Source organism: Enterobacter cloacae complex sp. 418I7, from assembly GCF_050030705.1.
Lineage (GTDB): Bacteria > Pseudomonadota > Gammaproteobacteria > Enterobacterales > Enterobacteriaceae > Enterobacter > Enterobacter intestinihominis.
Window position 1 is genome coordinate 2180055 of record NZ_JBLGUU010000001.1, and the last position, 25305, is coordinate 2205359.

A 25305-nucleotide genomic window follows, 5' to 3' on the forward strand; every position below is an offset into this window, starting at 1 on the left:
TGAACAGGACGTAGCATTATGAAGACACATCCACAGTACGAACCCTGGTTGCAGGGCATGCTCATCATCGCTAAGCACTATCGGCTGGATTTTTCGGCGGAGCATGTTCGGGTCACGATTAACCATGAAAGCCAGTCTTCGCGCCAGCTGGTGCTGGAGGAGATGGCGCGCCAGCTTGGGCTGGGGATGCGTTGGGTAGCGGCGGAAGCCGTATCGCTCGACCCGTGGCGCTTACCGCTGCTGGCGGAGTTCACCGGCGGGCAAATCGCGGTCATCAACCGTATGGACAACGAAGGGAACATCAGCGTGCAGTTCAGCGGCGACGGCGGCCTGGAGACGACGCTGACGCGTGACGAACTCGGTTCGCGGTTAAAAGGGCTGATGGTGCTGCGTCCCCTGGAGTCCACGCCGGATGCGCGCGTGGATGATTACATCAAACCCTATGAGAAAAACTGGTTCTGGCAGCTGGCGCTGAAAGACTGGCGTCGTTACAGCGATATTATGCTGGTGGCGCTGGTCGCCAACGTGCTGGCGCTCTCCGGCATGGTCTTTTCCATGCAGGTGTATGACAGGGTGGTGCCGTCCCAGTCGGAAGCCACGCTGTGGGTGCTGTTTGGCGGCGTGATGATCGCTATCGTGTTTGAATTCATCATGCGCATGCTGCGGGTGCATATTTCGGATGTGGTAGGGAAACGCGCCGACCTGCGTATTTCCGAGCGCGTGTTTGCCCACGCCCTGCGGATTAAAAACGGCGCACGGTCGAAATCGACCGGGTCGTTTATCGCCCAGATCCGCGAGCTGGAGTCGGTGCGGGAGCTGATCACCTCCACCACCATTGCAGCCATCTCCGATCTGCCGTTCTTCCTGCTGTTCGTCTTCATTCTGTGGATGATTGGCGGCCCGCTGGTGCTGGTGGTGCTGCTGGCCGTGCCGCTGCTGCTCATTCCCGGCCTGCTGGTGCAGCGCCCGCTGGGAAAACTCTCCAGCGAAGGGATGCGTGAATCGGCGATTCGTAACGCCACGCTGGTGGAAGCGGTGCAGGGGCTTGAGGACATCAAGCTGATGCGCGCCGAGCAGCGGTTCCAGAACCAGTGGAATAACACCAATGACGTTGCCGCCAGCGTCGGCATGAAACAGCGCTGGCTGACGGGGCTGCTGCTGACCTGGACCCAGGAGGTGCAATCTATCGTCTACGCCGTGGTGCTGCTGGTGGGCTGTTACCTGGTCATCAGCGGCGACATGACCACCGGTGCGCTGGTGGGCACCTCGATTCTGGCGTCCCGCACCATTGCGCCGCTGTCGCAGATTTCCGGCGTGCTCTCCCGCTGGCAGTCAGCAAAGGTGGCCCGCAAGGGACTGGATGACCTGATGCAGCGTCCGATTGACGATCCCCAGCACGGCAAAAAAGTGCATAAAGCCCACCTGCGCGGTGATTATCAGCTGGACGACGTCGGGTTTTATTACGACGAAGAAGAGAAGCTCACCGTGCTGAACGTCAGCAAACTGCGCATTCGCGCCGGGGAGCGCGTGGCGGTGCTCGGGCGGAATGGTTCGGGGAAAAGCACCTTACTGCACCTGCTGGCGGGAATGCAGGAGCCACAGCAGGGCAGCATTTTGCTGGACGATATTGCTCTCAATCATCTTGACCCGGCTGACGTACGCCGCGATATGCAGCTGCTCAGTCAGCAGGCGAGGCTGTTCTTCGGCTCCGTACGCGACAACATCCTGATGGGTAATCCGCTGGCGACAGACGAGGAAATCCATCAGGCGCTGGTCAATAGCGGCGCGCTGGAGTTTGTGCGCAAGCAGAAAATGGGGCTGAACACCATCATCAACGAGGGCGGAATGGGGCTTTCCGGCGGGCAACGTCAGGCGCTGCTGCTGGCCCGCGCGCTGATCACCTCGCCGAATATTCTGCTGCTGGATGAACCCACCGCCTGGCTGGATGAGGTCAGCGAGAAGCAGTTTATCCAGCATCTGCACCAGTGGCTCGGTAAGCGCCGGACGCTGGTGGTGGCGACGCATCGTCTGCCGATTCTGGACCTGGTTGACCGCATCATCGTGCTGGAAAACGGCAAAGTGGTGATGGATGGCCCTCGTGATGCCATTTTACGCCAGCACGGAATGGCCCCGCAGCAGGCGCCGCAGCGCACGGTTAAACTGAAAACGGAGGGCGTGGCATGAATGATTTCTCCCGCTTTAATAGCCGACTGAAGGAGCCCCGCCTGCCGCGATCGTCGCTGGTGGCATGGTCGCTGTTTGCCCTGCTGGTGGTGTTTATTACCTGGGCCAGCCTGTTCCAGCTGGATGAGGTCACTACGGGCAGTGGCAAGGTGATCCCGTCCTCCCACGAGCAGGTGATCCAGTCCCTGGAAGGGGGGATTATCCACAGTCTGATGGTGCGCGAAGGCGATATCGTCGAGCGTGGTCAACAGCTTGCCCAACTGGACCGGACGAAAACCGAGTCCAGCGTGCTTGAGAGCGAGTCTCGATTAAATGCTGCGATGGCGACAGCCGCGCGTCTGAATGCTGAAGTGAACGACACCGGGCTGACATTCCCGGCAGAGCTGGATGACGACGTTGAGCTGGTTAAACAGGAAACGGCGCTTTACCAGTCTCGTCGCGAAAGCCTTGAAAAAGGGCTGGCGGGTTTACGCCAGGGAGCGGATCTCGTGCAGCGTGAACTGGCATTAACGCGCCCGCTGGTGACGCAGGGGGCGGCCAGTAAGGTCGAAGTCTTACGCCTGGAACGCCAAAAAAATGAGCTGGAAAGCAAAATTACCGAGATGAAAAACCAGTACTATGTTCGCGCCCGCGAAGAACTGGCGAAAGCGAACGCGGAAATCGAAGCGCAGCGTTCGGTGATGAAAGGGCGCGAAGACTCACTCACCCGCTTAACGTTTAATGCGCCGGTGCGTGGCATCGTGAAAGACATTGACGTGACGACGGTTGGCGGGGTGATCCCGCCGAACGGCAAACTGATGAGCCTGGTACCGCTTGATGACCAGATGGTGATAGAAGCGAAAATCTCGCCGCGCGATGTCGCGTTTATCCATCCCGGGCAAAAAGCGCTGGTGAAAATCACCGCTTATGACTACTCCATTTACGGCGGGCTGGAGGGGGAGGTGACGATGATTTCACCGGATACCCTTCAGGACGAGGTGAAACGGGATGTTTATTATTATCGCGTTTATATCCGTACAGACAGTAACCATCTGACTAACCGGCAGGGCAAGGAATTCCCGGTGTTTCCGGGCATGATAGCTACGGTTGATATCAAAACCGGCAGTAAATCCGTCATTGATTATCTGCTGAAACCGTTAAATAAGGCAAAAGAGGCGCTGCGCGAGCGATAAAAAAGGCGTTCAGCAAGCCGAACGCCCGTCAGATCAGAGTGTAGACGTCATGTTGACAGCATGGCGTCGTTCTTTTGGCACCACATTGATGTAATGTGTGACATAGGCAAAATATAAACCGGCATAATTTTCGACAAGTTCGATAAATGTTGGGTAAATGGACATCCGGCCATCGCCGCGATCTTTAAGATAACCTGCCTCCTGTGCCGATTTGATAATGCGGTTGACGTGAATACGCGAGACGAAAAATTCTTTTGCAAGTGTGCTGGCTGAATACGCTATTATGGCACCGTATGCTGTTTTGTTTTTAATGGCCTGCAAATAGAGATAGAGCATAATCATTCGGCCACCATCCTTATCAATAAATAAACCCACCTCCGGAAGTACTTTACTGAATGTTAATCCGCGGAAAAGGTATTCTGCGGCGCGCCGGAAAAAGTTGTGCCTGAGTGTGTCATTGTCCAGAAGATTAACATTAATGTTGAATGTCGGATAAAGAATGCTAACAGGCGTGAACGCCCCGGACATATAGCGTTTAAGCTCATCCAGTCCTTTTTCCGTAGGCGCGATTTTTGTTTTTCGCCGATCTTCGGTACAGCGCCAGGTCTTAATTCGCCCGGTGGTTTTAAGTATGGTGATGATCGCAATAACGCTGTTAGGGCTGGCGATATTATAGCGTGAGCACAGTGCCTTAATCTCCGAGACCGACTCAGCTTGATTGCCAAAAACAAAACAACATATTGAGAGTATTATATTGAACCGTGATTCCTGAAGCATCGTTTTGTAGAACAGGGGTTGTTTTTTATAAATGGCGTCATTGATTCTGTAGTGTTCTATTATAGCTTCACTAAATCGCGGGTTGTTTTTAATGACATCCCGTCGATGTAGCAAAGCTCTGGATGAGATGTGATTATCCATAGCATTTTCTCTTTTTTGTCTGAGCCGATGAGAAGAAGTGTCCGGACTTCTTTTTCGGAATTTTCATTATACCTTGAGAAAGTCCTGGTTACTGTTGTTATATGAAAAGAAAATGATATTTATGCTGCATATGGATGAGTCGGTTGATTAACGCAAAGATGTTCATGTGCATAACATTGATAACGGTTTATTAACCAAATGGGGTGCGGTAAAATTATTCAATGCGACAAGGAATATTGGCTTTAATTACATATGGGAATGATGTTTGTATTCTCAGGAGCAGGTTATGTCTCAAAATTTACCTTCTGTGCAAGGTACTTGCTACAAGCAACGGTTTGTTATTTCAGCCTGCGGTTTCACCTTTGAAGGGTATAGCCTGCTTCTGAAATCTCGAGGCGTACACGCCACGCGACTCCATTTTGAAGAGGATGAAATATGTTCCGTTGACGTTGAAAAAATGATGGAAAATCAATCGCCCGAGGTTTCGGTTTTCCTTGGTCGTGACGTTGCTACTTTTCTTGAAAGCCTGAAGCGCTTGGTATCCGTTCTGAATGCACTGCCGGTGATTTGCAGGGTCACCCTGTATGGTGCACTACCTGAGCGATGGCTTAATGCAACGTTGAGAAGTCTCGTTAATAATACAAAAAAGCTTTCCACGATCAGGGTAGAGAATATTACAGAAATAATGGGCTTTGTAAAAAATGAGACAGATGAGCGTGCTGGCCCTTCACGCTTGTTGCGTAACGTACCGGACAAGGAGGGTAAAGAAAATTTGCATGGGTTAACACATCGCGAGTTAACCGTGCTACTGAATTTCTATCGGGGTATTTCCATAAAAGAGCAGAGTAAGAGGTTAGGGCTGTCAGATAAAACTATTTATACCCATCGCAAGGTGGGTTTGGGTAAATTATATATTATCAGAGTATGGTTTAGCGACTCTCGCGTTTTCAGAGATGAGGTTTGTGCAGTTAAAAATAAAACAAAAGTGTTTTCGGAAACGGAAATAGATATATTACAAGCGTTACATAAACGGGAAATCTTTGCGGCTTATCAAATTATCACTGATAGTGATAAAAAAGGAGTTGGATTTGAAATCCTGCTGCGCTGGCATAAAAAAGGTGAGATCCTGAAGCCAGCCTATTTTCTGGGAGGGATAAAAAATAGTGAAATATGGCTCAAGCTAACGGCGTTAGTCATCCATGCGGCCGTATCAGGTATCAATAAATACAATGGAAAATATTATTTTTCAGTTAACATTCCTCCTCAACTTGCTTCGGGAAACGCGCTGCCGGGGATGGCCAAAAAGGCCGTCGAAATGTTACTCAAACCGCAGTGGGCCGGGAAACTGGTCTTTGAAGTAGCTGAAACGATTGACGTAACAAAGGATAAAAATATTCCCGAAACACTCCAGCGTTTACGCGCCGAGGGATGTCGGCTTTTTCTGGATGACTGTTTTTCAAAATATCATGCTATGCTGCCCATCAGACTGATTAATGTTGATGGACTAAAGCTTGATCGCGATATTGTTGAGCACTTTGTGGCTAACGACAAAGACTATAGCATTATTAAAGCGATACAGGTTTACAGCGACATGACGGGGACCGAATGCGTTGCGGAAGGCGTCGATAGCGAAGAAAAATTTGAAAAACTTGTCGCGTTAGGGGTTAAGCGATTCCAGGGTTATTATCTTTCCCGCGCGGTTAAAGAAGAAGAGTTGGATCGAATGGTACGGCTATTTAGTTAACGGCTTCACTATGCTGGTGGTACGACAGACTACAGTATTCGACCACCAGTAAAAAACACTCACTCACCGTCGCAATAGTGTATTCTCAGATATCATCACGCGTAAAGCCGACAACAATTTCAAGTGTGTTGCGAATGACATCGCAGGCTTCAGGCTCCTCGGTAATTTCTAGGGCGTGAATCAGTTGCAGGATGATCTCTTTATTCGAAAGGTTGTCACCGGTCAGCATAATACAGCGTATTGCCGAGCCTAACACTTCAACTTCACCACTGAGATGCTTTCCAGCATTAAGAAAGTGTTCCGCCAGTCCTTTATCGTGCAGGGCTTCAAAATTATACGTCTGGTGCATAGTCGCTTTACTCATGGTGGTCACCGTCTCGGTTAAAATTAGTGTTTCTTATTTGGGCTCAGAAGCGTGTTGTGAGTAAAGAGAGAGCGCATGCGGCCAATATCATAATCGCCCATCACTCTTCCCCGGTCGTGCGATACGCCGGTTACACGCTGGCGCACTTCATCTTCAGCGGCAATCAATGCATTTTTACGCTCATCATTTGATTCAACGTTAGCCATCGCCTGCAGGCGATTAGCAAGAGACGCAAAGGTAATAGGTCCGTTCTCTTTCAGTATGGATAATACGGCCTCACCGATAAGGTCATCCTTAAGTCGTTCAAATTTAGTTCTATGCATAGCTTAATCTCACTCTGCTACACGCGGCTGTAGCATGGGGTTAGTCATCGCATCCAGATGCTCTATTCTCACTCAGCATGACTAACTTAGTAAGTTAAAAACAGTGTTCAGGTTAACGCTCGAAGAAGAGGGCTATCAAACCGTTATAGTGCGCTTTCTCAACGTCAGACGTTGATTCTTCAATTCTGCGCAACAGCTTTGTACAAATTGTCATTCTGCTCAGTTGTACATTTTCTTTGATGATCTCACTGACGATGGCACCAAGGGTTTCCTGCTGTGTTGGGACATTATCCTTGTTAAAATACAAGGTTATAGCGCTTTCTGCTGTAGAGGGAGCATGGTTGCGACGCATAATTTTCCACCGTTGACAAACAATTTTGTAACATCACTGGCATCGAATTTATACTATCCGGTCAAATCTGTACATCTAAATTGTACAAGTTTTTCGTGCAGTTCGGGGATTTGTCAGAAGAACTATCAAAATTAGGGGGGAAGAGAGGGAGAAAAACGTGGGGAAAAGAAAAGGCCCCGGAGGGCCTGAAATTATTTCCGTCCCAGCAGAAGTCCCAGAACGATGCCTACCGCACCCGCAGCGATTAAGCCCGTTAACGGGTTATTTCTGACGGCTTCAGTAACATCCGAGACGGCATCACTGGCCTGGGCAGCATATTTTTTCGCTGCACCTTTCACCTGATGTTTAGGGGAATCAACGAATTCACCAAACTGCTGCTGCGCAGCGCCGGATAATTCATCAAGTTTGTTTTTGGCTTTATCGCCAGCGTATTGTGCATTTTTATCAGTGTCGAAATCAGACATTCCAGCCTCCTTTTGTTGATAGTCTAAGGATAGACGCTGATGGCAAGAGTGAGAGAGAATTCGCTAAAATCGACGCCTGATTACCTCTTTTTAGGATATGTCTTTCTTACATGTCCACCATAACGCCCTAAGGATGGAGTGGAAAAATATTTCCCTCGCCGTCTCTGTCTACGTAGCGGGAAGAGACTATTTCTCTCGTGCGTTAGCGCGAAAGGTAATGTAATAGCCAAGGGATGCGGCCAGGCACAGCATATAGCCGAACGATTCCGAACCTTCCTCCACGGCGTTTTTCACGACACGCATATAGCCATGCTCCAGAATGGCGTGCCACAGCACTTGCATTCCAAAGAGACGGGAGAAGACCAGTACAGCCAGCAGGCCGCTCAACAGAATACCGTACCAGGGGGATTGCGTGTATTTTGCCAGCTGTTCCAGGGTAGTGCGAAAATGCATAACGGGGCGAATTATAGCCAGCAGAGCGGTAATCAGCGCGAACCACACCCAACTCCCATGAGAAATGAGGTCAAAAAGCGCGTCCAGTTCACGAATTAACATCGTCAGGAAAAAACCGCCAACCAGTATATTACAGTAACGCATGGATTCATCCATTTTCGCCAGACGAAAATGGAGAAACACGATAGTCGCTAATACCGTTTCCTGCATGATTTCGGTCAGTGATAATTCCGGAATATCATGGCCGACAAACCGCATATCAACCCAAAGACAAAGTATAATAAGCGCGCATGCGACTGCCGCGCCAACAAAGAATAAAAAGCTCTTTAGTACAATCATTAACACCACCATTTTGTTTGTAGCAGTATGTTAGGTGACGAGAATGTTATTTCTGTTCACATCGTGCCATATAAGTGCTGAATTTTAACATTACGAGCTAAATAGGATTCGTAGCGGCCAGAATAAACCCTAAATATCTTTTGTTCCTTGCCGGCGATGTGCTCATTGCAGCGTCTCTTTCTTGTGGTTTACAGGGTAATAACATACGAGGTACCATACCCCCCTATAGTATCAGGAGGGCGTATGCCGCATTCACCCGAAGATAAAAAACGTATTCTGACCCGCGTCCGCCGCATTCGAGGCCAGGTTGATGCCCTTGAACGCGCCCTGGAGTCGAGCGATCCCTGTCTCGCCATTCTGCAGCAAATTGCCGCCGTGCGGGGTGCTGCCAATGGCCTGATGGGTGAAATGGTTGAAATTCACCTCAAAGATGAGCTGGTGACGGGGGAGACCACCCCGGATCAGCGGGCAGTGCGGATGGCGGAAGTCGGCCATTTGCTGCGCTCTTATCTAAAATAAACCCACACACCTCACAACAAGGGAAAGACATCATGAAATCTCGCGCAGCTGTCGCGTTCGGCCCAGGCCAGCCGCTGAAAATCGTTGAAATTGATGTTGCTCCGCCGAAGAAAGGCGAAGTGCTGATCAAAATTACTCACACCGGCGTCTGCCATACCGATGCGTTTACCCTGTCCGGTGACGATCCGGAAGGCGTATTCCCGGCGGTGCTCGGCCACGAAGGGGGCGGTGTAGTGGTGGAAGTGGGTGAAGGCGTTACCAGCCTGAAGCCCGGCGACCATGTGATCCCGCTCTACACCGCAGAGTGCGGCGAGTGTAAGTTCTGCAAATCCGGCAAAACTAACCTCTGTCAGGCCGTGCGCGCCACGCAGGGCAAGGGTCTTATGCCGGACGGCACAACCCGCTTCTCCTATAACGGCGAGCCAATCTATCACTACATGGGGACCAGCACCTTCAGCGAATACACGGTGTGCGCCGAGATCTCACTGGCGAAAGTGAATCCGCAGGCCCCGCTGGATAAAGTCTGTCTGCTCGGCTGCGGTGTCACCACCGGTATCGGCGCGGTGCATAACACGGCGAAAGTGAAAGAGGGTGACACCGTGGCGGTGTTCGGCCTGGGCGGGATCGGTCTGGCGGTCATCCAGGGCGCGGTACAGGCGAAAGCTGGGCGTATCATTGCTGTGGATACCAACCCGGAGAAATTTAAGCTCGCAGGTGAGATGGGTGCGACCGACTTCATCAACCCGAAAGACTACGACAAACCGGTTCAGGACGTGATCGTTGAGCTGACCGACGGCGGCGTGGACTTCAGCTTCGAATGTATCGGCAACGTCAACGTGATGCGCTCAGCGCTGGAGTGCTGCCACAAAGGCTGGGGTGAGAGCATCATTATCGGTGTGGCCGGCGCGGGTCAGGAGATTAAAACCCGTCCCTTCCAGCTGGTGACAGGGCGCGTATGGCGCGGGTCGGCATTTGGCGGCGTGAAAGGCCGTACACAGCTGCCGGGCATGGTTGAAGATGCGATGGTCGGTAAAATTCAGCTTGATCCGTTCATTACGCACCGCCTGCCGCTGGAGCAGATCAACGAAGCCTTCGATCTGATGCACGAAGGAAAATCCATTCGCACCGTTATCCATTTCGGCGACAACTGATTATTCTGCCAGCGGTTTTTTCCGCTGGCATTTCTTCCCTGATCTTCTCTAAAGTGTGACCTGTCCGGCGCTTTTAGACGTAATTTAATTCCCTGGCGTGCCGATGACTCTTTTACAGGCGTGTTATTACGCATCTTACCTATAAGAGAGTCGACGGTCATGGACAACACAACATCGATGCAGGCGCAGCCTAAGCTGAGTTTCTTGCATCACATCCGGCTGGTTCCGCTGTTTTCCTCCATTCTCGGTGGCATTATTCTCCTGTTTGCATTGAGCTCAGGTCTGGCAGGCTATTTCCTGCTCCAGGCCGATAACGATCAGCAGGATGTCACGGCAGAAATCCAGGTGCGCACCGGTCTGTCAAACAGTTCCAACCATTTACGCACCGCCCGTATCAACATGATCCACGCGGGGGCGGCGAGCCGTATCGCGGAGATGGAGGCGATGAAACAAAACATCGCTGAGGCTGAGATCCGCATCAGGCAGTCGCAGGATGGATTTGCCGCCTATATGAAGCGCACCGTTCGCACTCAGGCTGATGAAGCGCTGGATGGCGATCTGAAAGCCCGCTATGACGCCTACATCGCCGGTATGCAGCCGATGCTGAAATATGCCAAAAACGGCATGTTTGAAGCCATTATCAACCATGAAAATGAGACCGCGCGTCCGCTGGACGATGCCTATAACGCGGTGCTGCTGAAGGCGATAAAAATCCGCACCGAACGCGCCAACGCACTGACGGCGCAGGCTCACACCCGCACCCGGCTGGGGCTGATGTTTATGTTCGGCGCGTTTGGCCTGGCGCTGGCGCTGGCGGTGATCACCTTTGTGGTGCTGCGCCGTACGGTGATAAACCCGCTTCAGCGAGCCGCTACGCGTATCGAAAATATCGCGAAAGGCGATTTAACCATGCCGGACGAACCGACCGGGCGCAGCGAAATTGGCCGCCTGACGCGCGATCTGCAAACAATGCAGCACGCGCTGGTGGCAACCGTGGGCACGGTGCGGCAGGGGGCGGAGGAGATCTACCGTGGAACCAGCGAGATCTCCGCGGGTAATACCGATCTCTCATCCCGAACCGAACAGCAGGCGGCGGCCATCGAACAGACGGCGGCCAGCATGGAGCAGCTCACCGCGACGGTGAAGCAAAACGCCGATAACGCGCATCATGCGAGTAAACTTGCAGAAGATGCCTCCGGTAAGGCCAGCCGCGGGGGGCAGATGGTCTCCGGCGTGGTGAAAACCATGGGTAATATTTCCACCAGCTCGAAGAAGATCTCTGAAATTACCGCCGTGATTAACAGCATCGCGTTCCAGACCAATATTCTCGCGCTCAATGCGGCGGTCGAGGCGGCGCGTGCGGGTGAACAAGGACGCGGCTTTGCGGTCGTGGCGAGTGAAGTCCGCACCCTGGCAAGCCGCAGCGCGAACGCGGCGAAAGAGATTGAAAGCCTGATTAATGAATCGGTATCGCTTATCGATCAGGGTTCCGGGGAGGTGGTTGCGGCGGGCAATACCATGAATGAGATCGTCGAGGCGGTTAAACGCGTCACCGATATTATGCTGGAGATTGCGGCCGCGTCTGATGAGCAGAGCCGCGGCATTGTTCAGGTGAGCCAGGCGATTTCCGAGATGGATAAGGTGACGCAGCAGAATGCCTCGCTGGTGGAAGAAGCCTCTGCGGCGGCGGCCTCGCTGGAAGAGCAGGGCGCGCGTCTGACGGAAGCCGTTGGCGCGTTTCGTCTCAATGGGGCACGAGCAGGAAGGACTGCTGCCGCAACCGCAGCAAAACCCGCGCCTTTAACCCCGGCGGCGGCTGTCTCAGGTGATAACTGGGAAACGTTCTGAGTAAGACAGACCCGCCCTCGCGGCGGGCTCTGCGTTTAGGGTCAGAGAGGCATTGACTTACGAATGGCGCTTAACAGCGTTTGGGCGCCTTCAGAGAGCGGGGCATCTACCCGCGTCAGGATCCCAATGGGTTCTCCTGCGCCGGGTGAGGTTACCGGCAGCGCGGTGAGCACGCCGCGTCGCAGATCGTCCTTCACCGCGCCGGACGGCACAAACCACACGTAGTCATAATCCACCGTCAGCTGGCGCGAAAGAGACGCCGAGAGCGTTTCAATACACCCTGAAGGCAGCGTGCAGCCCTGCATTTGCAGCAACGCTTCCGCATTCTGACGCGGAACCGTTCCTTTCGGGGAGACTACCACCGGCCACTCCATTACGCGGCTTAAGGTGACGGTATCCTGCAGCAGGGGATGATTCGGACGCACGACCAGCTTCAGTGATTCCAGGAACAGCAGTTCGTAATTCAGGCCGCTCATCAGTTCCGGATCGGACATCCGGCCAATGCCCAGATCCAGCTCGCCTGACTTCAGGCCCGCCAGCAGCATGGTGTTATTCATAGTCGCGACCTGAAGCGTGGCGTGCTTTTGCTGGCGGTGGAACTGGCCGATCGCCGCAGGCAATATGCCCAGCGCAGCCGTTGGCAGTGCGCCCACGCGCACGATGTCGCTGGCCTGCTCTTCTTTACGGTTTAAGGCCTGACCGGCGGTATTGAGGGCATCAAGAACTTTAACGGCATGCGTCAGGAACTGTTCGCCCACGAGAGTAAGCTGAGCGCCCAGACGGCCGCGATCGAACAGGCGGGTTCCGGTAAGCTGTTCCAGTTCGTTCAGCGTTTTGGATAGTGCAGGCTGACTAAGGTTAAGGGTTTCAGCCGCTCGCCCCAGCGTTCCCTGTTGAGCGACGGCCACAAATGTATGCAAATGGCGCAAGCGTATGCGCTGACTGAACAGACCATTTTTTTCCATAGGCGATGTTAAAAACAGAGCGACGCGGGTGACAAGTTAAGTTGTTTGAATTTGATAACCTGATAGCAAAATATTTTTAACATTTGATCTGTTTGAGTTACAACTGTTTTTCGAAAACGCCCATGCTTTGACCACTCGTCTGCCTGGATCACAATTTGTAAATTCTTCCCAACGAAAAGAACGGGCTTCTCTACACTCCAGGTAGTATTCACTGGAGGCATGACATCATGGCGAACACCATCACGGCTGATGATATTCGGGAACACTTTTCGCAGGCTATGTCGGCGATGTACCAGCAGGAAGTTCCGCAGTACGGCACCTTGCTGGAACTGGTGGCGGACGTTAACCTGGCGGTTCTGGAAAATAACCCACTTTTACATGAACAACTGGCAAATGCAGACGAACTGGCGCGCCTGAATGTTGAACGTCACGGTGCGATCCGCGTTGGCACCGCGCAGGAGCTTTCCACCCTGCGCCGGATCTTCGCCATTATGGGCATGTACCCGGTCAGCTACTACGATCTCTCCCAGGCGGGCGTCCCCGTCCACTCGACGGCGTTTCGTCCGACTGACGATGCGGCGCTCTGCCGTAATCCGTTTCGCATTTTTACCTCGCTGCTGCGCCTGGAGCTGATTGAAAACGTTGCGCTGCGCGAAAGGGCGGCAGAGATCCTCTCCCGGCGCAACATCTTTACGCCGCGCTGCCTGGACCTGATCGACCTGCATGATGCGCAGGGACACTTTACCGAGGCACAGGCGCGCGAATTTGTGCAGGAAGCCTTAGAAACCTTCCGCTGGCATCGCCATGCGACGGTCGATCAGGAAACCTATCTGGCGCTTAGCAACGAACATCGCCTGATAGCCGACGTGGTCTGTTTCCCGGGGTGCCATATCAACCATCTCACGCCGCGCACGCTGGATATCGACCGGGTACAGGAACTGATGCCGAAGTACGGCATTGAGCCGAAAATCCTGATTGAAGGCCCGCCGCGCCGCGAGGTGCCGATCCTCCTGCGCCAGACCAGCTTTAAGGCGCTGGAAGAGCCGGTGCTTTTCGCGGGAGAACACAAGGGTACGCATACCGCGCGTTTCGGTGAGATTGAGCAGCGGGGCGTGGCCCTTACGCCGAAAGGACGCGAGCTGTACGACCGTCTGTTAAATCAGGCCGGGACCGGCAAAGACAACCTGACCCATCAGCTTCACCTGCGCGAGATCTTCAGCACCTTCCCGGACAGCGAAATGTTCCTGCGCCGTCAGGGGCTGGCTTATTTCCGCTACCGTCTGACTCCGACAGGTGAGGCGCATCGCCACGCGTTTCGTCCCGGCGACGATCCGCAGCCGCTGATCGAACGCGGCTGGGTTGTGGCGCAGCCGATCACCTATGAGGATTTTCTGCCCGTCAGCGCTGCGGGGATTTTCCAGTCGAATCTTGGCAATGAAACGCAGGCGCGCAGCAACGGCAATGCCAGCCGCAATGCCTTCGAAGCCGCGCTCGGCTGTGCGGTGTACGACGAGTTTACGCTTTACGAGGAGGCGGAAGCGCGCAGCAAACAGCGTTGCGGTTTGCTCTGAAACCGTTACTCTGCAGGGGTGTGATGGAAAAAGAAGGTTGGTATGGAAAATCCCTCCGCCCCTGTGGTTGAAACGCGCCAGGGCGCACTAATTGGTTCTACTGAAGGCGATACCCATGTGTGGTGTGGCATTCCTTATGCAGCACCGCCGGTTGGCCCGTGGCGCTGGCGCTCCCCACGCCCCCCTGCACGCTGGGATGGCGTGCGTCCGGCGACGGCGTTCTCCGCCTCCAGCTGGCAGAGCAGCGAAAGCTGTCAGGAGCTGGGCGGCGGCGATCCTGGCCAGTTCTCTGAAGACTGCCTGTACCTTAACGTCTGGTCGCCAGTCGTACGCGCCGATCCGCTTCCGGTGATGGTCTGGCTGCACGGCGGAGGATTTACCCTCGGCGCTGGCGGTCTGCCTCCGTATAACGGCAGGGCGCTGGCGAAGCGCGGTACGGTGGTGGTGACAATTAATTACCGTCTCGGCCACCTCGGCTTTTTTGCCCATCCGGCGCTGGAGGGGGAAGAAGAACGCGTGGTGCATAACTTTGCGCTGCTCGATCAGATCCAGGCCCTGGAATGGGTGCGCGATAACATTGCCGCGTTCGGCGGCGATCCTGAGAACATCACCGTATTTGGCGAGTCGGCCGGTGCGCGCAGCGTGCTGTCGCTGATGGCTTCTCCGCTTGCGGGAGGACTGTTCCATAAAGCCATTGTGCAAAGCGGGTACACGCTGCCCGACACCCCGCGCGAGCAGGCCATGCATAAAGGCGAAGTGATTGCTGCCCATTTTGGCCTGCAAAATGCCACCGCGGAACAGCTTCGCGCGATCCCGCCTGAGGCGTTCTGGCCGCTGACCTCGCCACTGAATATCGCCCCTGCGCCCATCGTGGGTGACTGCGTTTTGCCTGAGGCCATGCTCGATGTCTTTTTCGCTGCCCGTCAGCATTCAGTACCGGTGATGATTGGGTCAAACAGCGATGAAGCCAGCGTGATGTCGGTGTTCGGGGTCGATCTTGCCGGGCAGATCCAGAAGCTCCGTCGCGAGCGGCGCTTTGGCCTGGGGCTGATCAAGCTGCTTTATCCGGGCGTGAAGGGCGATGAGGAACTCGGCAGGCAGGTTTGCCGCGACATGGCCTTTACCACCATGGGACACGTGGTGATGCAGGCGCAGCAACGGGCAGGCGGCCTGTGCTGGCGATACTGGTTTGATTATGTGGCCGAAGCGGAGCACGCGACGTATACCAACGGCGCCTGGCACGGTAACGAAGTGCCCTACGTGTTCGATACCCTTGGGCAGGTGGAACCCTCGCGGCAGTATGTAAATGAACGCGATCTGGCCTTCGCCGCTCAGGTGGCGGACTACTGGGTGAGCTTCGCCCGGGATGCGGGAGCACGCGATAGCCTGGTGGGGCCCACGCGCTGGCCCGCCTGCCGGAAAGGGCGGGACGTGTTGTTACGCATCGGTGTGAATAAACATGCAGGTTTTCGGCTTGAAAACCGTTTTATGCGTGCCCGTATGAGCCTCTTCAAACGGGTAATGAAACACCACGTCAGCCTCGACTGAGCAGACAGGCACGAAACGCATCCAGCCCGTTCTCCGGGTCGGGTGCGTCGCGTAACACCAGCCGGTAGCTCGCCCCCGTCTTTATGCTCGTATCATAAGGCCGCATCAGCCGTCCGGCGCGCACGTCCTCCTCCACCAGCGTTTCATCCGCAATGGCGATGCCCAGCCCCTGAATGGCGGCGGTAATGGCCAGATCCATGGTTTCAAAGTGTTGATTTTTGAGCATAGCTGGCGGCGGACCCGGCTGTTTCGCCAGCCACAGCGTCCAGTCCGTTTTGTCCCGCGTGGGGTGCAGGAAGGTGAGTGTTTCCAGCGCAGAACCGGCCCGCAGCGGGCTCATCACCGGGGTTAAGGCCTCTTCGAACAGCAGATCGCCCGCGCTCATGTGCGTTCCAAACACAATCGCCGCGTCATAGGATTCGGTTTTGAAATTGACGTTATGATCGGTGGTAGTGGTCAGCGCAATCTGGAGTTCCGGCTGTTCGCGCTCGACCTGTAACAGACGCGGTACCAGCCAGCGCATCGCGCAGGTAGGCGCTTTCAGACGAATTACGGTCTGGTGCGTCCGCGCCTGTTCAGCAACGTTAAGCAGGTGCTCAAACGCAGATTGCAGTTCCGACAGCAGGGCGCTTCCCTGTGAAGAAAGACGCAGGCCGCGAGCATGGCGTTCGAACAGCGGGAAGCCGAACCAGCTTTCCAGCGAGGCAATTTTGCGGCTTACCGCCCCCTGCGTCAGACAAAGCTCCTTCGCGGCATGGGTAAGATTCAGGTGACGCGCGGTCACGATAAACGTCTCTACGGCATTAAGCGGAAATGAACGACGTGACATATCTCACCTTAGCTATGCGTTTTTGTCATGGCTATTATGACAACAATTCGATTGTCCCGGCAATCAAGTTATTGTTTGAATAGTTATGCATTCACCACGAGAAGGGACAGAGGATGACTTTGAAAACACCGGTGCAGACCCGCTCCAAATTGCCCGATGTAGGAACCACCATTTTTACCGTTATCGGCCAGCTTTCAGCCCGGCATAACGCCATCAACCTTTCTCAGGGTGCGCCGAATTTTTCCTGCGACCCAAAACTTATCTCCGGCGTCACTCGCGCCATGGAGTCAGGGCATAACCAGTATGCCTCCATGACCGGGCTGCAACCGCTTAGAGAGCGCATCGCGGACAAAATTGCCACGCTCTATGGCACCCGCTATGACCCGGCGAGTGAGGTACTGGTGACCGCCAGCGCCAGCGAAGGGCTTTACTCAGCCATCAGCGGGCTGGTTCATCCTGGCGATGAGGTGATCTATTTCGAGCCCTCCTTTGACAGCTATGCGCCGATTGTCCGTCTGCAGGGGGCGACGCCGATCGCTATTAAGCTGACGGTACCGGATTTTGCCGTGAACTGGGATGAAGTACGCGCGGCTATTACCCCACGCACGCGGATGATCATCGTCAATACGCCGCACAACCCGAGCGGACAGGTGTTTTCAGCCGCCGATCTGCACCAGTTGGCAGTGCTGACGCGCCACACCGACATCATCATTTTGTCTGACGAAGTGTACGAGCACGTCGTTTTTGATGGCGAACCGCATCACGGGATGGCGACGCACCCGCAACTGGCGGAGCGCAGCGTGATTATTTCTTCTTTCGGAAAAACCTATCACGTCACCGGCTGGCGCGTGGGTTATTGTGTGGCGCCCGCGGAGCTGATGGATGAAATATGTAAGGTCCATCAATTTTTAATGTTCTCGGCCGATACGCCGATGCAGTACGCGTTTGCCGAACACATGACCGATCCGCAAACCTGGCTGTCGCTGGCGGCGTTTTATCAGCGCAAGCGCGATCTGCTGCAAAGTTTGCTCGCCGACTCACCGTTCAGGCTGCTTCCGAGTGCCGGTTCGTTCTTCCTGCTTGCGGATTACAGCGGCTTTAGCGACGAGCGCGACAGCGAGATGGTGAAAAGGCTGATTGTTGAGTACGGGGTTGCCACCATTCCGCTGTCAGCGTTTTATGCCGATGGCACGGATAATAAACTGATCCGTCTCTCTTTTGCGAAAGATGAGGCGACGTTACGGGCAGGTGCCCAGGCCCTTTGTCGGGTTACACCACGTTAAGGAATTTGAGATGAAATTACGCGCGTTAGTTGTCGGCATAGGACTGCTGTGTTCATTCTCGTCGTTTGCTGCTACCGAGTTGCGATACGGGCTGGAAGCGGAATATCCACCGTTTGAAAGCCGCAATGCCTCAGGGGAGCTGGAAGGATTTGACGTAGAACTGGGAAATGCCATCTGTAAAGCCGCCGCGCTGAAGTGCAGCTGGGTAGAAACCTCGTTTGATGCGTTGATTCCCGGTCTGGTGGCGAAAAAGTTCGACGCCATAAACTCGGCGATGAACATCACCGAACAGCGTCGTAAGAGCATTGATTTTACCCAGCCCATCTACCGTATTCCCTCCCAGCTGGTGGGCAAAGCCGGTTCTGCGGTAGAGGCCACGCCGGAAGGGCTGAAGGGCAAAACCATCGGCGTTCTCCAGGGTTCAATTCAGGAAACCTACGCCAAAGAGCACTGGGAAAAGCACGGTGTCACCGTGGTGTCTTATAAAGATCAGAATATGGCCTGGGGAGATCTGCTGAATGGCCGCATCGATGCCTCGCTGGTCATGTCAGCGGCCGGGCAGGCAGGTTTCCTCAGCAAGCCGCAGGGTAAAGGGTTTGGCTTTATCGGCAAACCGGTGTCGGACGACACCATCCTCGGCAGTGGGATCGGCTTTGGGCTGCGTAAGGGGGATGAGGCCACCAAAAAGCAGCTTGATGCCGCAATTGATAAAGTACGTGCCGACGGCACGATCGCTAAACTGGCTGATAAGTACTTCCCGGGTATCGATGTCAGCGTAAAATAACCGCCTCGTTGGTCCCGGCTGTTGATGTCCAGCCGGGACTCTTTTATACATAACTTTACCCCTTTTTCAGGCCGTTCTGGTCGACAGAAAATATTTCTCGGTTTGTTCAGATAATCACCCGCCAACAATTGGATTCTTAACCGTTTTTGTTTAGGCTGTGCGTTCTTTCTTGCCGTCATTTCGCTGCGCGCGAAACTCATTCACACGACCATAAGGACGTTTTCTCAGGCATGAATCGCAGACGTTTTCTCAAAGGTTCCCTGGCAATGGCTGCCCTGAGCGGCACTTCTGGCCTTGCTTCTCTGTTTTCCCAGGCGGCGTATGCTGCTGACTCCGACATTGCCGACGGTCAGAGCCGTCGCTTTGACTTCTCTGTTCTGCAATCCATGGCGCACGATCTGGCGAAAACCCCGTGGGGTGGTGCGCCGCGTCCGCTGCCGGAAACGCTGGCCACCATGACGCCGCAGGCGTACAACGCCATCCGTTACGATGAGAAACAGTCGCTGTGGAATAACATTGAAGGTCGCCAGCTGGACGCCCAGTTCTTCCATATGGGGATGGGATTCCGCCGCCGCGTGCGCATGTTCTCGCTGGATCAAAGCACCTCTCAGGCGCGTGAGATCCACTTCCGTCCTGAGTTGTTCAGCTACGGCGATACGGGCGTGGATACCAAACAGCTTGAAGGTCAGAGTGACCTCGGCTTCGCCGGATTCCGCGTCTTTAAAGCGCCGGAACTGGCGCGACGCGATATCGTTTCGTTCCTGGGCGCGAGTTACTTCCGCGCAGTGGATGATACCTACCAGTACGGCCTTTCCGCGCGCGGGCTGGCGGTGGATACCTTTACTGACACCCCGGAAGAGTTCCCGGATTTCACCTCCTTCTGGTTTGAAACCGTTAAGCCGGGCGATACCACCTTTACCGTCTATGCGCTGCTGGACAGCCCGAGCATTACCGGTGCTTATAAGTTTGTGATCCACTGTGAGAAGAGCCAGGTGATCATGGACGTCGAAAACCATCTCTATGCGCGCAAAGACATCAAGCAGCTCGGCATCGCGCCGATGACCAGCATGTTCAGCTGCGGCAACAACGAACGCCGCATGTGCGACACCATTCATCCGCAGATCCACGATTCAGACCGCCTGGCAATGTGGCGCGGTAACGGAGAGTGGATCTGCCGACCGCTGAACAACCCGCAAAAGCTGCAATTTAACGCTTATCTGGATAAAAACCCGAAAGGCTTTGGTTTGTTGCAGCTTGACCGTGATTTCTCCCATTACCAGGACGTCATGGGCTGGTATAACAAGCGACCAAGCCTGTGGGTCGAGCCGCGCAACAACTGGGGTAAAGGATCCATCGCCCTGATGGAGATCCCGACAACCGGCGAGACGCTCGATAACGTTGTCTGCTTCTGGCAGCCGGAAAAACCGGTGCAGGCGGGTGATGAACTGGACTTCAAATACCGTCTCTACTGGAGCGCGCAGCCGCCGGTGCGTTCACCGCTGGCAAACGTCTACGCTACCCGTACCGGTATGGGCGGCTTCCCGGAGGGCTGGGCGCCGGGTGAAAATTACCCGAAAGTGTGGGCCCGTCGCTTTGCCATCGACTTCGTCGGGGGCGATTTGAAGGCCGCCGCACCGAAGGGCATTGAGCCGGTGATCACCCTGTCCAGCGGTGAAGCGAAGCAGGTGGAGATCCTCTACGTCGAGCCGTTCGACGGGTATCGCATTCTGTTTGACTGGTACCCAACCTCTGACTCCACCGAGCCGGTCGATATGCGTCTGTTCCTGCGCTGTCAGGGCGACGCCATCAGCGAGACCTGGCTGTACCAGTATTTCCCGCCCGCGCCGGACAAACGTAACTACGTTGACGACCGGATCATGCGTTAGTCCTTATGGGTTTGTGCCGGGTGGCGGCTTCGCCTTACCCGGCCTGATTCGGACGCATTTGTAGGCCGGGTAAGCGTTAGCGCACCCGGCAATTAAGAGGCACTATGTCTTCAGAAATTATCCCCGTAACCCAGGAAATCGAGCTTCGCGCCGTCGAAGAGCGCTATACCACCGATCTGCATAACCTCGTTGTTAAAAACAAAACCTGGCTGCAAACCGCCTTCGACTGGGCGCAGCATGTCGGCACTGAAGAGGACACGCGTCGTAACGTGCAGAGCAACCAGATGCTGCACCAGCGCGGCTACGCCAAAATGTTCCTGATTTTCATGAAGGACGAGCTGGTGGGCGTGCTTTCTTTTAACGCGATAGAGCCTGCGAATAAGGCCGGGTACATCGGCTACTGGCTTGACAAAGCGCATCAGGGACAGGGCATTCTCTCTCAGGCGCTACAGGCGTTTATGCGCTATTACGTTGAGCGCGGCGAGATCCGCCGCTTTGTGATCAAATGTCGCGTGGCTAACCATAACAGTAACCGCGTGGCGCAGCGCAACGGTTTTGCGCTGGAAGGTTGTTTGCGGGAAGCGGAAATGCTCAACGGCCGCTTCGATGACGTAAACCTGTACGCCAGGTTATTCCCGCTATAGCGCCCCCAGCAGCGGCGTCCGGGTGATCCGCGTGTCACCGTTGATCACTTTGGCTCCCCGGACGTGAATGCTTTCACCCTCCAGCGCCTCGATCGCCGCATCGTCTGTCATCTCCACCTGATGCTCAATCAGGACATCACCGCTGATACGCGCGCGCCCCTGAATAACGACCTTGTCATCAATCAGGATCGGCCCGCCGCGTAACCACGCCTCGCCACCAATCAATACGTGGTGTTTAATCACGCAGTTACCTTCGACGAGGGCGTTTTCCGCGACCTGTGAACTGTACCGCACGGTCGGGATCGCATCATCCTCTAAACCGGCCAGCAGGCGGGCGTTGCCGTACACTTTGGCGCAGTCGCACACCCAGACGTTATTAAGCGCGTTGCCCTCAAGAATGGCGCGGTCGAACACCTCCGCGCGGTGCTCAACAAAGGCCCAGGTCACCATGGCATCGCCGTAGATTTGCGCCTGATGCACAATACGCGACTGGCTGACCGTGGCTCTGTCGTAAATCTGCAGGATCTGCTCACGGTCGGGTGTCAGCCCTTTGGCTGCAATCACCATGCTGTTATGCAGCACCCGCGCGTCACCCGCGATACGGCATTCCCCGCGTACGGTGGAGTGCTGGATAGTGACGTTGTCACTTATTGCCGCGCCATGACTCACCTCTGCCGCGTCAAGCCAGCTGTTGCCGCCTACGAGTGCGCGGTGGCTTACGATGCAGGGTTGGGTGAGGCGGGCGTTGCCGGATATCCTGGCCCCGGCAAACACCACGCTGTTTTCATCATAAACCCAGCAATCCCCGTCCTGGGCGAGCGCGTGTTCATCCTCAACCCAACCACCTTTTGTCCCGCTGGTCACATCGTTAAAATCCTTTGCGGCAATAATCTGTCTGAGTAGGGTTGTGCACGGCGTTGATCCGTCCTGCCAGCGCCAGAGACGCGTTTCATTGCTAAGCCTGTATTTTGTCATCGTGTTTTCCCTGAAAAGCCATTCACTAAACGTAGCAAACTTTTGGCGTTTCGAAGTGCTGGCGTCTGCACGGTAAACCCCTTAAAATGGCATTTAAAATACATTTTAAAGTTTAAAAAAAATGCATAACCAAGACCAACGCGTTCTTAACTTGCCCGCCGGTTATTTCGGTATGGTTCTGGGTACCATAGGTATGGGGTTCGCCTGGCGTTATGCCGGTACTATCTGGCCGGTGACGCGCTGGCCGGGCGACATCCTGGTGGCGCTGGCGGTGGCGATCTGGTTCCTGCTGAGCGTGGCGTTTCTTACCCGTGCGGTACGGTTTCCACATAGCGTGCTGGCCGAGATGCTGCATCCGGTAATGAGCAGTTTTGTCAGCCTGTTTCCAGCCACAACGCTACTGGTGGCCATTGGCTTTGTGCCGTGGTGCCGACCAGTGTCGCTGGTGCTGTTTAGCGTAGGCGTGGTGATCCAGCTTGCGTATGCCGCCTGGCAAAGCGCCGGGCTGTGGCGCGGTAAGCATCCGGAAGAGGCCACGACGCCGGGACTGTATCTGCCGACGGTAGCGAACAATTTTATCAGCGCCATGGCCTGCGGTGCGCTGGGTTTCCACGATGCGGGGCTGGTGTTCCTTGGTGCCGGGGTCTTTTCCTGGCTGAGCCTCGAGCCGGTCATTCTGCAACGCCTGCGCAGCGCGGGCGAACTGCCCGCGGCGCTTCGTACTTCGCTCGGGATCCAGCTTGCGCCTGCCCTGGTGGCCTGTAGCGCCTGGTTTAGCGTCAACGGCGGCGAAGCGGACACCTTCGCCAAAATGCTTTTCGGCTATGGTCTGTTGCAACTCCTGTTTATGCTGCGTCTGATGCCGTGGTATCTGTCGCAGCCGTTCAACGTGTCGTTCTGGAGCTTCTCGTTCGGGGTGTCGGCGCTGGCGACCACCGGTTTACATCTGGGGCAGAGCAGTCCGTCAGGGTTCTTTCATGCCCTCGCGGTTCCCCTGTTTATTTTCACCAACATCATCATCGCGATGCTGCTGGTCCGTACTTTTATCTTGCTGATGCAGGGCAAACTTCTGGTGCGCGCTGATAAGGCACTGCTAATGCAATCTGAGGAAAAATAATGACTGTCGATGAAAACTACTTTACTGAGAAATATGGGCTGACCCGCACGCACTCAGAGGTCCTGCTCTGCGCGGACATTGTTAAGCCGGGAAAAACGCTCGATCTCGGTAGCGGAAATGGCCGTAACAGCCTCTACCTCGCTGCAAACGGCTATGACGTGACGGCGTGGGATAAAAACCCGATGAGCATCGATAACATCGAGCGCATTAAGGCGGCGGAAGGGATCGCGAATCTGCAAACGGCGATAAAGGATCTGAACAACCTGACCTTTGACGGCGAATACGACTTTATTCTTTCCACCGTCGTGTTGATGTTTCTCGAAGCGAAAACCATCCCTGGTCTTATCGCCAATATGCAGCGTTGCACTAAACCAGGCGGCTATAACCTGATCGTTGCCGCCATGGATACGGAGGATTATCCGTGCACCGTCGGCTTCCCGTTTGCCTTCAAAACCGGTGAACTGAGCCACTACTACGAAGGCTGGGAGCTGATCAAGTACAACGAAGAGGTGGGGGAACTCCACCGTACCGATGCCAACGGCAACCGTATCAAGCTGCGCTTCGCCACCATGCTCGCACGCAAGCCCGCTTAACGCGCGGCCAGCAGACAGAGTTGCAAGGCCGTGCGACAGGAGGCCTCGAACGACGACAGCGGTAAAAACTCAAACTTTGAGTGGAAGTTATGGGCGCCGGTGAAGAAGTTCGGGGTGAGCAAGCCTTTGGCTGACAGGGCCGCCCCGTCCGTGCCACCGCGCATGGGGATCGGTTTTGGGGTGATACCGAGCGATTCCATCGCCTCGAACATCAGGTCGATCGCGCGGCGGTCTTCGCCAATCGCATTGCTGATATTGCTGTAGGTATCTTCAATGCGATACTCCACGTTTGCCGTGGGATGCTGCGCAGCAATCCGCGCTGCCACATCGGCAATTTGCTGCTTGCGGGCGGCAAAACCCTCTTTGTCAAAATCACGAATGTTGGCTTTCAGCACCGCTTCGTTTTGCCCGGCCTGGATGCCGTTAAACCAGATATAACCTTCGCGCCCCTCGGTGCATTCCGGGGTTTGCTGGCGATCGAAATGGCTGATGAAATCCGTTGCCATCAGCAGCGGGTTGACCAGCACCCCTTTGGCGGACATCGGGTGCGCCGTGACGCCGGTAAAGCGAATTTCAGCCGCCGCCGCGTTAAAGTTCTCGTAAACAATTTCCCCCAGCTCGCAGCAGTCGATGGTCCAGGCAAAATCGACGTCGAAGCGCTTCAAATCCAGCGCTTTCGCGCCACAGAGACCAATCTCTTCATCGGGCACAAACGCCACCACAATATCGCCATGCTTATGTTCAGCAGTGAGGTTTTCCAGCACCGTCATGACCACGGTGACGGCCGCTTTATTATCTGCGCCTAATACGCTGGTTCCGTCGCTGAAAATAATCTCCTCATCAGGATAAGCCAGAATTTCCGGGTGCTCATTTACGCGCAACCAAATATCTTTTTCTTTATTCAGGCAGAGATCATCTCCTGTAAAGGTTAATATTTGTGGATGAATATCCGGGGATAAACCGACGTCAACGGTATCGATATGGGTAATAAAACCAATCCGCGGCGCGCCGGGAATATTGCCTTTTTTCACGGCGGGAACGGTGGCGAACTCATCAATCACAATATCGTCTAACCCCAGCGTTTCCAGCTCCTTCGCCAGCTCCCGCGCCATGTCGTGCTGGCCCGGGGTGGAGGGCAGGGTTTTGACTTTCGGGTCGCTCTGGCTGGTGATGGCGAGATAGCGGAAAAAGCGTTGGGTTAATTGTCTGGAGAGTTCTGAGCCCATAGTGTTTCCTTCTGTATTTATTTTTCATGTGTTTGCGCCATCACTTTAATGTT

Annotated in this window: 24 protein-coding genes; 14 read left to right on the top strand and 10 right to left on the bottom strand. The window is 54.7% G+C overall.

Going from position 1 to position 25305, the window contains the following annotated elements:
- Window positions 1-18: 18 nt before the first annotated feature.
- A complete protein-coding gene (locus ACQG0S_RS10515; RefSeq protein WP_022648065.1) occupies window positions 19-2184 on the top strand; it encodes a type I secretion system permease/ATPase in 2166 nt (721 codons plus the stop codon).
- Complete coding sequence (locus tag ACQG0S_RS10520) at window positions 2181-3356, top strand: HlyD family type I secretion periplasmic adaptor subunit (RefSeq protein WP_022648066.1); 1176 nt, start codon at window positions 2181-2183, stop codon at window positions 3354-3356. Before ACQG0S_RS10515 ends, ACQG0S_RS10520 begins: the two co-directional genes overlap by 4 nt.
- A 33-nt stretch (window positions 3357-3389) precedes the next feature.
- On the opposite strand, the gene ACQG0S_RS10525 is transcribed toward ACQG0S_RS10520, so the two are convergent.
- Complete coding sequence (locus tag ACQG0S_RS10525) at window positions 3390-4274, bottom strand: MarR family transcriptional regulator (RefSeq protein WP_169441091.1); 885 nt, start codon at window positions 4272-4274, stop codon at window positions 3390-3392.
- Between the two features lie 286 nt (window positions 4275-4560).
- Here ACQG0S_RS10525 and ACQG0S_RS10530 point away from each other — a divergent pair, with 286 nt between their 5' ends.
- A complete protein-coding gene (locus ACQG0S_RS10530; protein WP_169441093.1) occupies window positions 4561-6018 on the top strand; it encodes an EAL domain-containing protein in 1458 nt (485 codons plus the stop codon).
- A gap of 85 nt (window positions 6019-6103) precedes the next feature.
- On the opposite strand, the gene ACQG0S_RS10535 is transcribed toward ACQG0S_RS10530, so the two are convergent.
- The 5 genes from ACQG0S_RS10535 to ACQG0S_RS10555 all read right to left on the bottom strand — a co-directional run bounded on the left by ACQG0S_RS10535 (window position 6104) and on the right by ACQG0S_RS10555 (window position 8313).
- Window positions 6104-6382: a biofilm development regulator YmgB/AriR family protein gene (locus tag ACQG0S_RS10535; protein ID WP_075208094.1), complete on the bottom strand. Its 279-nt coding sequence runs from the start codon at window positions 6380-6382 to the stop codon at window positions 6104-6106.
- A gap of 23 nt (window positions 6383-6405) precedes the next feature.
- Complete coding sequence (locus tag ACQG0S_RS10540; RefSeq protein ID WP_045622789.1) at window positions 6406-6705, bottom strand: hypothetical protein; 300 nt, start codon at window positions 6703-6705, stop codon at window positions 6406-6408.
- 112 nt (window positions 6706-6817) lie between these two features.
- On the bottom strand, window positions 6818-7057 hold the full coding sequence (ycgZ, locus tag ACQG0S_RS10545) for a regulatory protein YcgZ (RefSeq protein ID WP_003857265.1): 240 nt from the start codon (window positions 7055-7057) through the stop codon (window positions 6818-6820).
- A 191-nt stretch (window positions 7058-7248) separates the two neighbouring features.
- Window positions 7249-7521 (bottom strand): DUF883 family protein, encoded by a 273-nt coding sequence (locus tag ACQG0S_RS10550; protein ID WP_032624291.1) that lies wholly within the window; start codon window positions 7519-7521, stop codon window positions 7249-7251.
- A gap of 186 nt (window positions 7522-7707) precedes the next feature.
- A complete protein-coding gene (locus ACQG0S_RS10555) occupies window positions 7708-8313 on the bottom strand; it encodes a hypothetical protein (RefSeq protein ID WP_023300068.1) in 606 nt (201 codons plus the stop codon).
- A 243-nt stretch (window positions 8314-8556) separates the two neighbouring features.
- On the opposite strand from ACQG0S_RS10555, the gene ACQG0S_RS10560 reads away from it, so the two are divergent.
- From ACQG0S_RS10560 to ACQG0S_RS10570, 3 genes are all read left to right on the top strand, one after another.
- Window positions 8557-8832, top strand: a complete 276-nt coding sequence (locus ACQG0S_RS10560; RefSeq protein ID WP_169441095.1) for a metal/formaldehyde-sensitive transcriptional repressor — start codon at window positions 8557-8559, stop codon at window positions 8830-8832.
- Window positions 8833-8864: 32 nt separating this feature from the next.
- Window positions 8865-9983 carry an S-(hydroxymethyl)glutathione dehydrogenase/class III alcohol dehydrogenase gene (locus tag ACQG0S_RS10565; protein ID WP_017693450.1) on the top strand — a complete coding sequence of 373 codons (1119 nt, stop codon included), beginning with the start codon at window positions 8865-8867 and terminating at the stop codon, window positions 9981-9983.
- 159 nt (window positions 9984-10142) lie between these two features.
- Window positions 10143-11831 (top strand): methyl-accepting chemotaxis protein, encoded by a 1689-nt coding sequence (locus ACQG0S_RS10570; RefSeq protein WP_169441096.1) that lies wholly within the window; start codon window positions 10143-10145, stop codon window positions 11829-11831.
- Between the two features lie 41 nt (window positions 11832-11872).
- Here ACQG0S_RS10570 and ACQG0S_RS10575 read toward each other — a convergent pair whose 3' ends face one another.
- On the bottom strand, window positions 11873-12796 hold the full coding sequence (locus tag ACQG0S_RS10575) for a LysR substrate-binding domain-containing protein (RefSeq protein WP_022648073.1): 924 nt from the start codon (window positions 12794-12796) through the stop codon (window positions 11873-11875).
- 227 nt (window positions 12797-13023) lie between these two features.
- On the opposite strand from ACQG0S_RS10575, the gene hglS reads away from it, so the two are divergent.
- Window positions 13024-14367, top strand: coding sequence for a 2-oxoadipate dioxygenase/decarboxylase HglS (hglS, locus tag ACQG0S_RS10580; RefSeq protein ID WP_154051249.1), 1344 nt, complete (start codon window positions 13024-13026; stop codon window positions 14365-14367).
- Between the two features lie 42 nt (window positions 14368-14409).
- Window positions 14410-15915 (top strand): carboxylesterase/lipase family protein, encoded by a 1506-nt coding sequence (locus tag ACQG0S_RS10585; protein ID WP_169441098.1) that lies wholly within the window; start codon window positions 14410-14412, stop codon window positions 15913-15915.
- On the opposite strand, the gene ACQG0S_RS10590 is transcribed toward ACQG0S_RS10585, so the two are convergent.
- Window positions 15902-16744: a LysR family transcriptional regulator gene (locus ACQG0S_RS10590; protein WP_048966343.1), complete on the bottom strand. Its 843-nt coding sequence runs from the start codon at window positions 16742-16744 to the stop codon at window positions 15902-15904. The genes ACQG0S_RS10585 and ACQG0S_RS10590 overlap by 14 nt on opposite strands.
- A gap of 113 nt (window positions 16745-16857) precedes the next feature.
- Between ACQG0S_RS10590 and ACQG0S_RS10595 the strand changes: the two genes are divergently transcribed.
- From ACQG0S_RS10595 to rimL, 4 genes are all read left to right on the top strand, one after another.
- Window positions 16858-18027, top strand: a complete 1170-nt coding sequence (locus ACQG0S_RS10595) for a pyridoxal phosphate-dependent aminotransferase (RefSeq protein ID WP_032624285.1) — start codon at window positions 16858-16860, stop codon at window positions 18025-18027.
- 10 nt (window positions 18028-18037) lie between these two features.
- Window positions 18038-18811 (top strand): ABC transporter substrate-binding protein, encoded by a 774-nt coding sequence (locus tag ACQG0S_RS10600; RefSeq protein ID WP_038416033.1) that lies wholly within the window; start codon window positions 18038-18040, stop codon window positions 18809-18811.
- Window positions 18812-19041: 230 nt separating this feature from the next.
- Window positions 19042-20697 (top strand): glucan biosynthesis protein D, encoded by a 1656-nt coding sequence (locus ACQG0S_RS10605; protein WP_032622222.1) that lies wholly within the window; start codon window positions 19042-19044, stop codon window positions 20695-20697.
- A gap of 104 nt (window positions 20698-20801) precedes the next feature.
- Window positions 20802-21341: a 50S ribosomal protein L7/L12-serine acetyltransferase gene (rimL, locus tag ACQG0S_RS10610; RefSeq protein ID WP_063200295.1), complete on the top strand. Its 540-nt coding sequence runs from the start codon at window positions 20802-20804 to the stop codon at window positions 21339-21341.
- Here the strand turns inward: rimL and ydcK are convergent.
- On the bottom strand, window positions 21336-22316 hold the full coding sequence (gene ydcK / locus ACQG0S_RS10615; RefSeq protein ID WP_063849030.1) for a YdcK family protein: 981 nt from the start codon (window positions 22314-22316) through the stop codon (window positions 21336-21338). The genes rimL and ydcK overlap by 6 nt on opposite strands.
- A 121-nt stretch (window positions 22317-22437) precedes the next feature.
- Here ydcK and tehA point away from each other — a divergent pair, with 121 nt between their 5' ends.
- On the top strand, window positions 22438-23433 hold the full coding sequence (tehA, locus tag ACQG0S_RS10620; RefSeq protein WP_063849031.1) for a dicarboxylate transporter/tellurite-resistance protein TehA: 996 nt from the start codon (window positions 22438-22440) through the stop codon (window positions 23431-23433).
- Window positions 23433-24026, top strand: a complete 594-nt coding sequence (gene tehB / locus ACQG0S_RS10625; protein WP_022648083.1) for a tellurite resistance methyltransferase TehB — start codon at window positions 23433-23435, stop codon at window positions 24024-24026. The genes tehA and tehB overlap by 1 nt, the downstream gene beginning before the upstream one ends.
- Here tehB and pepT read toward each other — a convergent pair.
- Window positions 24023-25252, bottom strand: coding sequence for a peptidase T (gene pepT, locus ACQG0S_RS10630; protein WP_426750308.1), 1230 nt, complete (start codon window positions 25250-25252; stop codon window positions 24023-24025). The genes tehB and pepT overlap by 4 nt on opposite strands.
- Between the last annotated feature and the right edge of the window lie 53 nt (window positions 25253-25305).